The organism is Dyadobacter endophyticus, assembly GCF_014641595.1.
Taxonomy (GTDB): domain Bacteria; phylum Bacteroidota; class Bacteroidia; order Cytophagales; family Spirosomataceae; genus Dyadobacter; species Dyadobacter endophyticus.
Window position 1 is genome coordinate 2,475,777 of the sequence record NZ_BMIA01000001.1, and the last position, 15,359, is coordinate 2,491,135.

Below are 15,359 nucleotides of genomic sequence, written 5' to 3' on the forward strand. Positions count from 1 at the left end.
CGGCCCGCTTAGAAATCGGCCAGCAAACCGAATGAATACATGCGCACGGAAGGGTAACGGCCCGTATCGATCCCGGCCATCACAGTACCGCCATAGTTCACCATCCCGATCTCCGGATCGTAGCCTTTGTATTTCGTGATCGTGAACAGGTTCTGCGCACCCACCGAAGCCCGCAAGCCCCTGATGAAGAAGTCTTTCAACATCGATTTCGGGAAGTTGTAGCTGAGCGTGATGTTTTTCAGGCGCACGTAGCTGCCGTCCTCAATGAAGTTGGTGTTCATCCGGTTGTTGCCATTCGGGTCGCCCGGCGCGATGCGCGGGATCGTGTAACCCGGATTGGTGAGCGTAACAGTTTCCGCGTCGCCCGCATTGTAGCTGCTCGGCTTCGCGTAGTTAGCCACCGATTTCCACTGGTTGCCAAACACACCGCCATTACCGGGGATTTCGGCACGATAACGTGGGTAGTTGAGAATGTCGTTCTTGAAGCTTCCGGTCAGGAATGCATTCAGTTCGAAATTCTTGTAAGTCATATTGTTGTTGAAACCGAGGGTAAATTTCGGCCATGGGTTACCGATCACGGTGCGGTCCTCGGCGTCGATCACGCCGTCGCCGTTCAGGTCGCGGAACTTGGTGTCCCCTACCCAGCTACCGGTTGCAGGATTGATCGTCAACTGACCGTTCGAGGTCTGCACGGCGTGGTTCTTGATATCGTTCGCATCCTGGAAAAGCCCGTCGGCTACATACCCGGTGATCATGCTCGCGGGCCGCCCTACTTCGGTTTTGAAACCTACCGAAGTCGCATTCCAGGTTGGCGTGATCGGGTTCAGCAGCGAGGTCACTTTGTTGCGGTCAAACGAGAGGTTAATACCCGTTTTCCAATAAAAACCACCTTTGTCGATGTTCACGGTATTCAGCGTAAAGCCGATACCACGGTTTTTCATCGAGCCCGCATTCACGGCAGGCCAACTCAAATAACCCGGCGAATAAGCGATGTCGCCGCCGTACGTGAATGGGTAGGAGTTTACGGTAATGAGGCTGGTAATGTTCTTAATGTACGCATCCGCGATCAGCTCCAAGCGGTTGCCGAACATGTGCAGGTCAAGTCCTCCGTTGATCACGTCGTCCTTTTCCCAGGTAAGGAACTCATTGGCGAAGTTGGACGCCAGAAAGCCGGTTCCCCAACCGGTGGGCACAGTTTGCAAGGTCGAGAAGATCGCATTGCCACCGCTGCCCTGATTACCGGAGCGACCTACTTCGAAACGCAATTTCAGGCCGTTGATCTCTTTCACATTTTTCAGGAATGGCTCCTCCGACACGCGCCATGCCACCGACACCGCCGGGAAATTACCCCAGCGACGGCCTTCGCGGAATGCCGACGAACCGTCCATCCGGTAAGTTCCCTGCAAGAAATAGCGTTCCTTGAAGCTGTAATTCACACGGGCAAAATACGATTCGCGCGAGCCGCCGCCTTTGCCGCTTCCGTTGCTCACATTAGAAATCACGGAAGCATCCCCTCCGGAAAGTTCTTCAATGGTATTGGTAATAAACTTCTTACGTGTTCCTGTGAGCGACTCGTAAGCAAACTCCTGCGCCTCGTGACCGGCCATCAGGTTGACGCCATGTTGTCCGAGTTTCAAATCATAGGTTAATCGGCTATGCAAACTCCACCATGTATTTGTATTCACCGAGCGGGTCGAGGTGGCCGCGTCCTGCGACACCACATAACCGCCGATGGTATACGACGGGTGGAATGAATAGTATTTCAAAAATTCGGCGCTACCGTTGGCTTCGGTGTGCCAGGTGAGATTCTTGGCCAGTTTCACATCCGCGAAAAGGCTTCCCAGGATCGACGTCCGGCGGTTGTAGTCATTGTAGATTTTCGAGATCATCACCGGGTTCGTAAACTGGAATTGCGTGGAGGTAGGCCCGCCCCAGCTGCCGTCGGGATTGGTCACAGGCACGCTCGGGTTCTGGTCGAGGGCGAGCTGGATAATGCCGCCATTATTGGTATTCACTTTTTCTTCGGTAATACCTACGCTCATATTGGCACCGATTTTCAGCCAGCTGCGGGTCTGGTTTTCGAGGTTCAAGCGGCTGTTGTAGCGTTTGAAACCCGAACCTTCGACGATCCCTTTCTGATTGAAATACTCTCCCGACAAATAGTAGGTCGATTTTTCCGTACCGCCACTAAGCCCCAGCGAGTATTTTTGAAGGGTAGTAGGCCTGAAAAGCGCGCTCTGCCAGTCGGTACCATTGCCGAGCACCGACGGATCTGCAAATGCCGGGTCGCTGGCGGTGCTACCCACTGCGGCCGCTTCGTTTCTGAACTGCGCATACTCCCGCAGGTTCATTACATCAATATGCTTAGGCTCAGCCTGCACGGTTACGAGTGAGTTAAATGTAATCTTCGCCTCGCCCGCCTTACCGCGCTTGGTGGTGATCATCACAACTCCGTTGGCACCCACGGCACCGTAAATCGCGGTTGCCGAAGGCCCCTGCAAAACGTTGATCGTCTCGATATCGTCGGGGTTTATGCTGGAAAGGATGTTAGAAAAGCCCGTCGGACGGTTGTTAGGGTCGTCCTTCATATTATCCGGCTTGATCTGCACCCCATCGATCACATATAGTGGCTGTGTAGTACCCGTCAAAGAGCTCAGACCGCGGATCAGTACCGACGGCGCCGCTCCCGGCTGGCCGGAGTTCTGCTGCACCAGCACGTTGGCCGCGCGGCCCTGCAAGCCTTGTTCGAGGGAAGTATTAATGGTTTTGCTCAGATCCTTGCCCGAAACAGTTACCTGCGAACTCGAAACGTCGGTCTTCTTCATTTCTCCATACCCTACTACCACCACCTCGTCCAGAGAAGAAATGCTCTCTTTCAGTTTAATGTCGATTTTTGTCTTGTTCCCTATCGGCGCTTCCTGCGTTTCATACCCGATGAAGGAAAACACGAGCGTACTGCCCGACGCTGCTTCAATCGAAAACGCTCCATTGGTGTTGGTCGTCGTACCGTTGGACGTTCCCTTCACCACCACGCTCACACCGGGGATACCATCGCCTTGCTCCAAGGCAACGACCGTCCCCGTAATAACCCTTTTAGCTTCCGACTGCGCGAATGCGCCGACGGCAGTACCCATGATCCCCAATGATAGAAGGAGAGGTCGTAGCAACCCGGCCAGAAAGCGCGAACGCCGCTTTATCCGCCTTGTTTCGTACAAATTTTGTTGCATGTTGTTTTGTTTTAAAAGTGACTATTTGTTCATCCCGATTTAGACATTTCCAATATCTCGGGGTCGTATACCAGACAATGGGATAAATCGAATGAATAGTTGGACAAATGTGTCTCTTTAAAACATGCGGCATGGGATCCAAATGTTTACAAATAGGGGGTCATTTGTAAACCAAGGCAAAAAATCGGGCTATTTTTTCACCTTTTATTCCAGTTTGAGGAAGAACTATGTGTAAGAATGGATGAGCAAGCGTCGAGCAGGTGATTATAGGCCGTTATTAGAGTATCGGACTGGACTCTTGCACTATTCTAATATTTGCTGCGATGCCTGCCTCCTGCGGTATTCGGTTGGCAGCACCTGATATTCGTCTTTGAAGAGTTTGGCGAAGTACTTAGGGTTGTTGAACCCCACCTGGTAGGCGATCTCTGAAACTGTCAGCTGGCTCTTTTCAAGCAGCGTGGCCGCCCTGCGGATACGGATAATGCGGATGAACTCGATAGGCGTCTTGCCAGTCAGCGAAAGTACTTTTTTATACAAATAAACCCGGCTCATCGACATCGCGTCACTCAATTGCTCCACCGTGTATTCGGCATTGGCCAGGTTCTCCTCCACCACCTTCACGGCGCTGTTCACGAACTGTTCGTCCATCGATCGCACCGCCACGTCGGTCGGGCGGATCTCTACGTGCTGCTGGAACTGCTTCTGCAACTGCTCGCGCTGCAAGATCAGGTTCGCGATCCTGACCCTTAAAATATCCAGTCTGAAAGGCTTGGTGACATAGGCATCCGCGCCGGTCTGATAGCCCTGCAATTGCTGCTCTTCTTCCGCACGTGCGGTGAGGAGCACCACAGGAATGTGGGAAACGCGCCGGTCGGTTTTGATCGTCCGGCAAAGCTCGGTCCCGTCCATTTCCGGCATCATCACGTCGCTCACGATCAGGTCCGGAATATGTTCCAGGGTCATATCGAGGCCGGCCCTGCCATTAGCGGCTTCCAGCACCCGGTATTCTTTCTGAAATACTTCTTTGAGATACTCCCTGAACTCGTCGTTATCCTCTACGAGCAGGATCAGAGGCTTTTCCTTGCCCGCTTTTTCGTCGTAAAGGTCGACATCGATGGGGGCAGCGTCCACCGGCATTGCGTCGGCTTCCTGCACGGGCACCACACGCGCAAGGCGCTCACGCAGGGGAACCGTCACGGTAAATGTGCTGCCCTTGCCTACCTCACTTTCGAGATCGATGGTACCTCCGTGCATTTTGATAAACTCTCCTGCAATGGAAAGCCCGATACCGCTCCCCTGGTTGATCATGTGTCCCGGCGTAGGGTGCTGGTAAAAACGTTCGAATACTTTCTGCTGCGCTTCCGGCGGAATGCCTATGCCGGAGTCTTCCACACTTATCTCCAGAGCCTCCCCGCCCTCCTGCCCTACCGTCCGGAGCCGCACCGTTACCTCGCCGTTTTCGGGCGTGAACTTGAATGCATTGGACAGCAGGTTGTACATCACTTTCGATAATTTATCCTGGTCGAAATCGGCGTAGCGCGACTCCACGGCACTTTCGAACCGGTACCGGATATGCTTGTGTTCCGACAGTTCAGAAAACGTCTGGGCGATTTGTCTTACAAACTGCACAATATCGCCACGCTCCGGCATAAACCGGGTTTCCTCCACTTCCAGCTTTTTGAAATCGAGCATCTGTGTGACCAGATTGAGCAACCGCTGGGCGTTACGGTGCACAAGCGAAAGCTGCCGGTGAACGGTATGGTCCGAACGAATGCCCCTCAGCAGGTTTTCGAGCGGGGTGAGCATGAGTGTGAGCGGCGTGCGGAACTCGTGGCTCACATTGGTAAAAAACCTGATCTTCATCAAATCCAGCTCGTGCATTTGCTGGGCATAATGCCGCTCCTGTTCCAGCTTGAAATTCATCCGCTCCCGTTCGATCAATATCCAGCGGGCGATCATCAATGCGGCCGCTATCAACAAAAAATACAGCAGATAGGCCCAGGGCGTCTGCCAGAACGGCGGTAATATCCTGATTTCCAATCGCCGCTCGGTCGATTCGCCGCCTTCTTTTGTTTTAACCTTAAATGTGTAAGTGCCCGGGTCAAGGTTGGTATAGGTGACGCGGCGTGTGTTGTCTGCCTCAAACCATTGGTCATTAAAACCCTCCAATCGGTACTGGTAATGGTTTTTTTCGGGATGAAGGAAATTCAAAGCCGCGAATTCAATCGTGAATACGTTCTGGCTGTGTTCCAGCACAATGCGATCGGTCGTTGAAATAGATTTTTCAAGAACTTGGCTGCCATCCGCGAGCAGACCCGGATGAATGCTTTTATTAAATATTTGAAAATCAGTCAAAACCACTTTTGCCGCCGTGCGCTCGTCGGTAACGCGTGCGGGATCGAAAATGGAGAAGCCGTTGGCACCGCCAAATACCAGTTCGCCCGAATTCAGCCGGAGCGCCGCATTCTCGTTGAAGCCCCGCCCCTGCAAGCCGTCCACCTCGTTGTAGGCCCGGACCTGAAATGCAGTTGAAGCGGCAGATGTCGCTTTCCTCCTGGTAACCTGCAAATTCACCATTCCTTTCGGGGTGCCAAGCCATAAGTTCTGCCGGGCGTCGACGATCACCGTCAGAATGGAATTGTCGGGCAGCCCGTGGCGGGTGTCGTAAGTCACAAATGCATTCCGCGCGGCATCGTATCGGTTGAGGCCTTCCGAGGTGCCGATCCAGATCGTACCCGCATTGTCCTGCGCCAGCGACATCACGGCATCGCTGCTAAGGCTGTTGCGGTCGCCGGCGCGGTAGCTATAATGCACAAAACGGCCGGTCCGGCGCATCAGCACATCGATACCATTCGCGGTCCCTACCCACAAATTACCCTGCCTGTCTTCCAGCATGGACGAAATGTAATCGGAATTGACGGAGTTGGGTGCGCGGTTGCGATAATGCCGGAATGTCTTCGCCGACCGGTCAAACAGATCGAGTCCGTCGGCCATGGTACCGACCCACAGCCTCCGGCGCGAATCTTCAAATATCTCCCACACGCGGTCGTCTATCAGGCTGGTAGAATCCGCCGGATCGTGCAGATACCGGGTAAATTTCCGGCCATCGAAGCTGTTCAACCCACCGAAGTAGGTTCCGATCCAGAGCACATCCTGCCGATCGAGGAACAGGCTCACAATCACGTCATTGCTCAGGCTATTGGCGTCGCCCGGCTTGTTTCTGAACTGCCGGAAGCTGTTGTTCCTCCGGTCGTAGTAGATCAGCCCCCCGCCATTCGTACCTACCCACAGGTTACCCTTCCGGTCTTCGGCAAACACGTTTACATCGTCGAACGGCAGACTCGTCGCATCGCCGGGTAAATGGCGGACGAGCGAAAATTTGAAAATATTCTGATGGTAATTACAAAAACCCTGCTTGTAGGTCCCCGCCCAGATCATGCCGGTGGCATCCTTGTACAAAGCCTGAATGCTGTTCTGGCTGAGCGTCCTTGGGTCGCCGGGGTTGGAGCGCAGCGTGGAGACCCTGCCGCTTTGTTTGTCCAGGATATTGATACCGCCGTGGTCCGTCCCGATCCAGATTCGGCCGTCAGGCCCGGAGATCATCGCGCTTACGGCATTGTTACTCAGCCTGAAATCCGGGCCGGACGTGCCTGCAACGCGAAGGGTGTTTTTCGTGCAATCAAAATTAAATGCCCCGACAGCCGCTTTGACTATATACACCCAGGGTTCGCCCTGCCCGTCTACAAAAACCTTGTGATTGGACAGCTTGCCCAGATTGCGGCGCTGCAACAACACGCTCCGGATGTCGATCCCTTGCGTGCGGGCATTCACCCGGGCGAGAAGACCGTCGTCGCATACCACCCAAAGATTCCCCTGAGCATCCTCATCGAAATCCGAAATCGTACGCGTACCCGGCGCATCCTGCGTAGGTCCGAACCTTACCTTGATGAGCTGCTTCGAAGCCGTACGATATTTCAGCAGGCCCAATTTGTTGTGACTGATCCAGTAGTCACCCGAACGAGTCTTGATGATGCGATTAAAATCGGCGTCACTGAGTCCGAAACGCTGCGCGGCCTGGTTTGCATTGTGATCGATCGTCTCGGTAACCGGGTCGTAAATATCGAAGCCGAGCCTGGTATTAATCCAGATATAACCTTGCGGATCTTCGAAAAGGGCATTCACCTGGTGGTCTGAAATACTGGTAGAATCGGCCGGATCGTGCTTGAACACCCGGAAAGAATAGCCGTCGAAACGGTTCAGCCCATTAGCCGTGCCTATCCACACAAACCCGCGGCTGTCTTTTAAAAAACAATTGACCTGATTATGGGAAAGCCCTTTTTCGGTATTGTAACGGACAAACTGATAGTCGGCATGGGACGGCGCGGCCGGATGTGGTGCGACCGACTGCGGCTGGGCCGGTTGGCCAATACCACGCCCCACCCATCCCACGAGGCCCGCCAGGGCCAGACAAATATTGATAACCCACCGATTCATTAGCGTGAAGATAACATCGTTTTCCTTCAAAAAGAATTCCAAATTGTTACGCTAAATTGCCTGAATGAAGATCCTGATCATTGAAGACGAGCCCGGCCTGGCCGAAAGCATCGGCGCCTACCTGGCCGCGCAGGACTACCTGTGCGAATACGCAACCACATGGGCACAGGCGCGCGAGAAAGTGGAAATGTACCGTTACGACTGCATTCTGCTGGATCTTATGCTTCCGGGCGGAGATGGCATCGATATTCTCGAAACACTCAAAAAGCAGGGACAGCAGGACGGCGTGATCATAATTTCTGCCAAAGGTGACTACGAGAACAAGATCAGGGGTTTGCACGCCGGTGCGGACGATTACCTGGTCAAACCCTTTCATTTACCCGAACTTGCCGCACGCATTTACTCGGTGATCCGCAGGAGGAATTTTGGCAATCACAACCATGTGGTTCAAAATGAGTTGAAGGTTGATCTGCTCAGTAAAACGGTTACTGTTCACGGCTCATTAATAGTACTGACAAAAAAGGAGCTCGACCTTTTGCTTTTCTTTATCGGAAACAAAAACCGGGTGATCGCCAAAAGTGCATTGGCAGAGCATTTGTCCGGCGATATTGCAGATATGTTCGACAACCATGACTTTGTGTACGCACATGTCAAAAACCTGAAAAAGAAACTCAGCGAGGCCGGTTATGGTAATTATCTGAAAACAATTTACGGTACCGGCTACAAATGGGAAGGATGAAAAAGCTGCTCGACCAAAGTCTGCGCCCGCTGGTGATTTATGCGTTCACGGTACTGGTGATCAGCATTCCGGTTTACTTCCTGATCGTCGACTGGATTTGGGAAAACGAGCTGGACAAGCACCACCATGCCATTCGGGAGAAACTGGAAAAACGCCTCACACGCCTGAGCTTGCCCGACACCGCGGTGGACAATATGATCGCCGCCCTCGACAAAGTGCAGCCCGGCTTCTCGTTCAGCGAGACCGCCGCTCCCCGGCCCGACAGCCTGTATACCGTCATCCGGTTCGACAGTTTCATGAACGACCGGGAACAGTTTCGCTGCCTGACGACCGATATTCGCGTCAATGGTAAACTATACCGGGTGCTGGTCGAAACGAATATGGAGGAGATCGACGAAACGATCCTGGCCATTGCCGCGGCAACGGTTTTCTTTATCACGTTGCTGCTTATCGGCTTTATTTACCTTAATAGAAAAACCGCCTTACGCATCTGGCAACCGTTTTACGATACGCTGGCCAGCCTGCACACTTTCCGGCTGGAAACCGGCAAAGCCGTGCCCTTGCCGGCATCGGACGTGACCGAGTTTGCGGATCTGAATGCCAGCCTCGATTCGCTGATGCAGGGCAGCCTGGCCTCGTACCGCCAGCAAAAGGAATTCACCGAGAACGCTTCGCATGAATTGCAGACCCCCCTGGCGATTGTCAAATCCCAGCTGGACATGCTTTTGCAGAGCCAGTCGCTGGATGCGGAGCAGATGCGGATCGTCGAGCAGGTTTATCAGGCCATTAACCGCGTTTCCCGCATTAATAAGAACCTGCTCCTGCTGGCCCGGATCGAGCATGCGCAATTCGAGGAAAACGGGCAGTTAGCACTCGATCAAACGCTGGCAGCCGTCGCAGCGCAGTTCTCCGACCGTTTTGAAAACAATGCAGTGCATTACGCCGAAAACATCGAACCTTTTCCCATCGAAGCAAATCCGGTACTAACGGAAATTCTGCTGACCAACCTCCTCGTGAATGCAGTACGCTACACGCCGGCGGGTGGAGATGTGCGGGTGCATTTGCGCGGTGGTAAACTTACGGTTTCCAACACCGGCCCGACGGCATTGCAGGCCGAAAACCTGTTCAGAAGGTTCGCGCAGGCGTCGGGCGAACATGCCGGCAGTGGGCTCGGGCTCGCGATCGCACGCGAGATCTGCGAGCGCTACGGCTGGCAGATCGGCTATGATTTCGCCGATGGAATGCATCGCTTCTCGGTCCGTTTCTGAATTCGAAATTTCTTCCAAATCAGTTTTCATTTTTGCCATCAGATAATTCAATATGTACTCTGAATGGCTTTCAAAACAACCCTAACGTTGCTTTTTTGCTTTTTTATCTTGGTCCAGCTCAGGGCGCAGGTAAGTAAAGTAACGCTTTCCGGACAGGTTACTTCTGCTGCAAGCGGGCAAGCGCTCCCGTTTGTCAATATTGTTCTCAAAACTGAAAAAGACAGTGCATTTGTAACGGGAACGATTACAAACGAACTGGGACGATTTAGTTTGCCGGATGTAAAGAGCGGCAATTACCGCATCGCATGCGTTTCGCTGGGTTACAAGGAATTGCAAAAGCCCATCACCGTGGGCACATTGAGCCCGTTTCTCGACCTGGGCGAGTTCCGGATGGCCGATGATCCCCAAAACTTGCAGGAAGTGACCATCACCGGCCAGCAGGCTGAGGGTGTCGACGACAAGCTCGACCGGAAGACCTTCAACATCGGCCGCAATGTAAGCCAGAGCGGCGGGTCGGTATTGCAGGCGCTGAAAAACCTGCCGGGTGTTACCGCCGGAGAAGACGGCAAAGTACTCCTGCGGGGAAGCGATAAAGTAGCTATTCTGGTGGATGGCCGGCAGACCGCGCTCACGGGTTTCGGCAGTCAGACGAGCCTCGACAACATCCCGGCGTCGGCTATCGAACGGATCGAGATCATTCATAACCCTTCGGCGCGCTACGATGCGAATGGCAATGCAGGGATCATCAATATTATTTACAAAAAAGAAAAACAAGAGGGCTTCAACGGGAAAATCGGAATGGCAGCCGGATTGGGTGCATTGTGGGTACGGAAAGAAAACCTGCCCGATATCCGTCCACAATACCGCAATACCCTCAAATTAAACCCCTCCATAGCCCTGAACTACAAAAAGAAGAAGGTGAATGTGTTCTTCCAGGGCGATTACCTGCACACGCCGACTCTCAACAAGAACGAGTTTGTGGACCGGTATTACGACAGCGGCGATACTGTGCGGCAGCAAACCAAGCGCAACCGAAGTACCAATGTGGTCACTGCCAAAACCGGTGCCGACTGGACTTTCGACGAACGCAACGCATTGTCAGTGTCGGCACTATTCAGCAGCGAGAAGATACTCGACCGTGGCGACGAACCTTTTTTCAATGCAAACCTGACCCGGCGAAACCAGCTATGGCAGTTCCTGGAAGACGAATTGAAAACCACCCTAACCGCCAGCGCCTCCTACCAGCATAAATATGCCCAGCCGGGACGCTTGCTCAATATCGGCCTCAACTACACTTTCCACCGCGAGAACGAGCAGTATTTTTTTACCAATATCATGCCCGATTTCACCGGTAAGGATGCTTTCAAACTGATTTCGGACGAGAATGTATTTGATTTTAACGCCGACTACATCCGCCCGCTGCGCTACGGGCGGCTTGAAGGCGGGTTGAAACTGCGCCGGCGTTTCATCCCGACGAATATGCAGTTTTTCCCGGGCCTCAACTCCCCTATCGACAGCCTGGCAGGCGGCTGGGCCGATTACAAGGAGACGATTCCGGCGGTTTATGGAAATTATGTGTTTGAAAACAGAAATTTCGAGGTGGAAGCAGGTTTGCGGGTCGAGTATATCAACCTCCGTTATGACGTCAACCCGACCCACCCTACCTATCACAGCGACGGTTACACTTATGCGAAGCCCTTTCCGAATGTCCGTTTCGCCTACAAAATCGACGATCACAACAAGCTTTCGCTGTTTTACAACCGGCGCGTCGACCGGCCCAATGAGGTAGACATCCGCATTTTCCCAAAGTACGACGATGCGGGGATCATCAAAATCGGCAACCCCGCCCTTAAACCGCAGTTTACCAGTTCCTGGGAGGCCGGTTATAAAACCAGCTGGACCAACGGATCTCTCTACGCCGCATTATACCGCAAGCAGATCAACGGCACCATTATCCGCATCGGCACCATCGTATCCGGCAGCACTTTGATTTATAACATTTTCCAAAATGCCGGCAAAAGCTATAATACAGGTGGTGAGCTGGTTTTGCAGCAGGACCTTGCTCCATGGTTTTCGGTGAATGTAAATGGTAATATTTATAAAAATACGGTTAACGCATTCTCCGTCGAGAACCTGTACCCTGTAAAATCCAAATACAGTTCCGCCAAACAAACGCTCACTTCGGGGAGCGCCAAGGTAAGCGCCCTGCTGAAAAGCAAAAAGACCGAGGTGCAGGTGGTCGCCATTTACCAGGCCCCGGATATCGTCCCCCAAGGCCGCACAGGTTACCGTTTCTCGGTAGACGCCGGTGCCAAACGACAATTGCCCAAAGGCGAGCTTTTCATCAACGCAACAGACCTTTTCGGAACACTGGTTATCCGGAAAACCGTGTACGGCGACGGCTTTCATTACACCAGCCGCGATTATTACGAAACCCAGCTGGTGCGGGCTGGATATAGCTTTAAATTTTAGCATTACTTACCATGCGCTTCCTCTTCTGCCTCCTCCTCACCTCCATCTCTTCCTTCGCAAGCCCGCTTACACCCGCCGACAGCCTGCGTAAACCGTTGACGTTGCACGCGTTATATACGCCCGCATCACTGATCATCGGCGGTCTTATCGCCAACGGCCATTCGGAAGAGTCCATTAAAAACGAGCTTGCCGAAAGCCGGAACCGGCACATTCCCCGGTTCCACACGCATATCGACGATTATATGCAGTTTTCGCCGCTCGTATTCGCTTACGGCCTGGACGCATTCGGTATTCAATCCAAAACCGATGTGCTCAACCGCACCGCCATCCTCGTCAAAGGCGAAGCCATGGCACTTACCACCGCTACCATCCTGAAATCGGCTACACACACCCTCCGGCCCGACGGAAGCTCCTATAACTCGTTCCCATCCGGCCACACGACCCAGGCATTCGCCGCGGCCACGTTTCTGAACGAGGAATACAAAGACCGCTATCCGTGGATGCCCTATGCTTCGTATACCGTCGCGTCGTCCGTGGGGCTATTGCGCGTAGCAAATAACCGGCATTATATCAGCGATGTGCTGGTGGGCGCCGGGATTGGGTATTTGTCGATGAAAGTGGCCTATTGGACGCACAGGTACAAATGGGGAAGAGCTCATGCTAAAATGCAGCCGGTGTATTGATGACTTAATCGGGCATGCGCCGGAACCATTCGGGTCGTTTCAGTTCGTCCGTCCAGAAAAGGGCGGCCTGGCCCCATACTTCACCGCTTGCGTTTCGCAGCTCCCACACTATCCCGTCGTAAATGGTGAAGCTGTTCCCGTATTTATCAACCCTGGGGCCGGTATAGTTGTAAACGATGCCGTCCCGCAGAACGATTTCAAGCATCCGTTGCCGCTCCTGCCGGTCCTGTTCCGAAGCACTCAGCCGGGACGGTACTGCAAGTATTTCGTCTGGCGTATATCTGAATGAAGCCAATGCATGCTTATTGGCATAAATAAAGCGCGGGTCGGCTGCGGTATTGTGCGCCAATATGCCATACGGGGCTTCCTCGTGAAGCCATTGATCAACGGCGGCGGCTCCCGGAGCGTAAAGGGGCTTACCGGATAACCGGTAAAAGCAGTCGTTTATTTGCCGGATTAAAGTGTCGTTTTGTGCAGGGATCATTCGCTATAAATTTTTCAGACGTGGATTCTTACCCAATACTTGGTTTGGGTCAACGGGGACTTCAATGAGCATGGAGCGGGACGGCCTGTCGTTTACTTTACGCAGTATTTCCTCAAGATTACCGAGGTCGGGCGCGAGGCGTATTGCATCCCAGTCGTTTGCCCGGGCAATCGCGCAGTAATCGACGGCGTCGAGCCGGGAATGGTAATAGGCGGTTCCAACATCGGGCAAAACCTTTCTTAGGCCCTGTTCCACAATACCGAATGTCTCGTTATTGAGCAGGAACACCACCAATCCCAAGCTACTCACCTCCGCCAGAGAGCCGGAAAACAGCCGAAAACAGCCGTCGCCGGTAAACAAAAACACTTGCCGGTCGGGATCGGCCAGTTTGGCGCCAATGGCAACCCCAAAGGCACCGCCCATCGCCGAACCGCGATATAGTGAGTAAAAGCGGATATTGTTGTTGGGCCGCTGGGTTACGTATTGGCGGTCTTTGTAAGCCAGGCACGTATCATCGATCCCGATAGAACCCTGCGGCCACCATTGATCGAGGCGTTGGTAAAGCGCAGCCATATCGGCATAGTTGCCCCGGGCATTGTCAAAAGGCAAATCGTTCAGGTTCCGGGGTGCCGGCTCCGTGGGTATATTGGTAAATGGGCGTTCGGCTACGTCGTCAATCAATGTCTGCAGCGACGAATCCAGCGGAGCATGCATTTGATAATACCTGCCTTCCACAACGTGCCGCAAGCTATTGTCGACAAATCCGTAAGCCTGGGAAATATTGCTGAAATGAAATGTAGCGGATGCAGGAATCTTCTTAAAATTGACCGTGTACTCGTCGGGACACGCGCCGACAACCAGCAACACATCACTATCTCCCAATGAATTGTAAAGCGAAATAGCCCTGTCATTACCTCCGAAAGAAATATAACCATAGCCATAAGGATTGTCGCGGCTTACGGCATTGGCGCCATTGATGCTCCATATCGTGGCACCATGCAGCACCTTGCTGAGCCGGGTAGTCAGGTCGGTGGCGTTGGGGTAGCGTGCCATTTCCTCACCCACGAAGATCACTACACGCTTACCCTCCGTTTCCCTCCTGAATGCATCCAGGAACGCTTCGGAATAATGATTTTCGATGACGGGGATGTCAGGTATAGCGGTAGGGATATCAGGCCCTGTTTGTGAAACGCTGAGCCCTTCATTATCCAGAACCAGCACAACCGGCTTCGAGCGGTCCAGCTGCGCCTTTGCCAGCGAGAGCTGTTCGGTTAAAGTTATCTGGTTATCCAGCACAAAAACAGATTCAGGTAATTCGGCGCGCAATTGCATTACGATATTGCTGCCATAAGCTGTGGTGTCTTGCAGGGGCGAGAAGCCTGCGGTACTCCCGTTCGAGACCGGTACTACATATACGGCGGGGATGTCATGCAGCTTGGCATCGCTTAACCCGCAGCAGATAAGCTTGGTAGCTGCGCCGGTGGTCGCAACAGAAGCCGCTATTTTGCCGCTCCCCAGGTAGTAGCCCAAAGGAATAAATCCCGCCGTGTATTCCCCGATGGTCAGAAAAGAGGGCGTTTCGATCGCGCCCTGATCAAGGGGGTCCAGATATTTGAGCAAATGGATCACTCCTCCCCCATTTACACCCGCATATAATCGGATTCCCCAGTTGTTTAATGTGTTAATAATGGTCTGATAGCTGTCTAGACTAAATTGTTCTTCCAATGCGGTGGCAAAGGACGCGGATTCGCTCACTTCGGGATTCATAACGATGTGCTTGCTGAGTAAATGTTTAATTTAACTGTTTCCTGGTCCGGACCGATGCGAGCAAAAGTAGAAATAGTTTGATAATTAATTTGTCAAACTATTTGCAATGAAATAGTAGATATTAATCTATAAATCAGTATCGATTCTGTTTGTGGAATATTTGAGTTCTGCGCTCGGCGGAGCCCTGGTGGTCGGTAGAAGGATTGCGGGAGCCCGTTAAATAGG

8 protein-coding genes are annotated in these 15,359 nt (G+C 52.9%); 4 read left to right on the top strand and 4 right to left on the bottom strand.

Going from position 1 to position 15,359, the window contains the following annotated elements; translation table 11 throughout:
• Window positions 1-8 precede the first annotated feature (8 nt).
• Together IEY24_RS10105 and IEY24_RS10110 are read right to left on the bottom strand one after the other, a co-directional pair.
• On the bottom strand, window positions 9-3,227 hold the full coding sequence (locus tag IEY24_RS10105; protein WP_188931249.1) for a SusC/RagA family TonB-linked outer membrane protein: 3,219 nt from the start codon (window positions 3,225-3,227) through the stop codon (window positions 9-11).
• A gap of 303 nt (window positions 3,228-3,530) precedes the next feature.
• Window positions 3,531-7,721, bottom strand: coding sequence for a two-component regulator propeller domain-containing protein (locus IEY24_RS10110; RefSeq protein ID WP_188931252.1), 4,191 nt, complete (start codon window positions 7,719-7,721; stop codon window positions 3,531-3,533).
• A 64-nt stretch (window positions 7,722-7,785) separates the two neighbouring features.
• Between IEY24_RS10110 and IEY24_RS10115 the strand changes: the two genes are divergently transcribed.
• The 4 genes from IEY24_RS10115 (at window position 7,786) to IEY24_RS10130 (ending at window position 12,883) form a co-directional block, all read left to right on the top strand.
• Entirely contained in the window at window positions 7,786-8,460 is a 675-nt protein-coding gene (locus tag IEY24_RS10115; RefSeq protein ID WP_188931253.1) for a response regulator transcription factor, read from the top strand.
• Window positions 8,457-9,728: a sensor histidine kinase gene (locus IEY24_RS10120; protein WP_188931256.1), complete on the top strand. Its 1,272-nt coding sequence runs from the start codon at window positions 8,457-8,459 to the stop codon at window positions 9,726-9,728. The genes IEY24_RS10115 and IEY24_RS10120 overlap by 4 nt, the downstream gene beginning before the upstream one ends.
• A gap of 63 nt (window positions 9,729-9,791) precedes the next feature.
• Window positions 9,792-12,200 (top strand): TonB-dependent receptor, encoded by a 2,409-nt coding sequence (locus tag IEY24_RS10125; RefSeq protein ID WP_188931264.1) that lies wholly within the window; start codon window positions 9,792-9,794, stop codon window positions 12,198-12,200.
• Between the two features lie 11 nt (window positions 12,201-12,211).
• Window positions 12,212-12,883, top strand: a complete 672-nt coding sequence (locus tag IEY24_RS10130) for a phosphatase PAP2 family protein (protein ID WP_188931267.1) — start codon at window positions 12,212-12,214, stop codon at window positions 12,881-12,883.
• A 4-nt stretch (window positions 12,884-12,887) separates the two neighbouring features.
• On the opposite strand, the gene IEY24_RS10135 is transcribed toward IEY24_RS10130, so the two are convergent.
• Together IEY24_RS10135 and IEY24_RS10140 are read right to left on the bottom strand one after the other, a co-directional pair.
• Window positions 12,888-13,367, bottom strand: coding sequence for an MEKHLA domain-containing protein (locus tag IEY24_RS10135; protein ID WP_188931269.1), 480 nt, complete (start codon window positions 13,365-13,367; stop codon window positions 12,888-12,890).
• A 3-nt stretch (window positions 13,368-13,370) separates the two neighbouring features.
• Window positions 13,371-15,134 (bottom strand): thiamine pyrophosphate-dependent enzyme, encoded by a 1,764-nt coding sequence (locus tag IEY24_RS10140; protein ID WP_188931271.1) that lies wholly within the window; start codon window positions 15,132-15,134, stop codon window positions 13,371-13,373.
• Window positions 15,135-15,359 lie beyond the last annotated feature (225 nt).

Bases quoted from the DNA above. Each gene is read 5' to 3' on its own strand.
- IEY24_RS10130 (WP_188931267.1), top strand. From the start codon at position 12,212: ATGCGCTTCCTCTTCTGCCTCCTCCTCACCTCCATCTCTTCCTTCGCA.
- IEY24_RS10110 (WP_188931252.1), bottom strand. From the start codon at position 7,721: ATGAATCGGTGGGTTATCAATATTTGTCTGGCCCTGGCGGGCCTCGTG.
- IEY24_RS10105 (WP_188931249.1), bottom strand. From the start codon at position 3,227: ATGCAACAAAATTTGTACGAAACAAGGCGGATAAAGCGGCGTTCGCGC.
- IEY24_RS10120 (WP_188931256.1), top strand. From the start codon at position 8,457: ATGAAAAAGCTGCTCGACCAAAGTCTGCGCCCGCTGGTGATTTATGCG.
- IEY24_RS10125 (WP_188931264.1), top strand. From the start codon at position 9,792: ATGGCTTTCAAAACAACCCTAACGTTGCTTTTTTGCTTTTTTATCTTG.
- IEY24_RS10140 (WP_188931271.1), bottom strand. From the start codon at position 15,134: ATGAATCCCGAAGTGAGCGAATCCGCGTCCTTTGCCACCGCATTGGAA.
- IEY24_RS10115 (WP_188931253.1), top strand. From the start codon at position 7,786: ATGAAGATCCTGATCATTGAAGACGAGCCCGGCCTGGCCGAAAGCATC.
- IEY24_RS10135 (WP_188931269.1), bottom strand. From the start codon at position 13,367: ATGATCCCTGCACAAAACGACACTTTAATCCGGCAAATAAACGACTGC.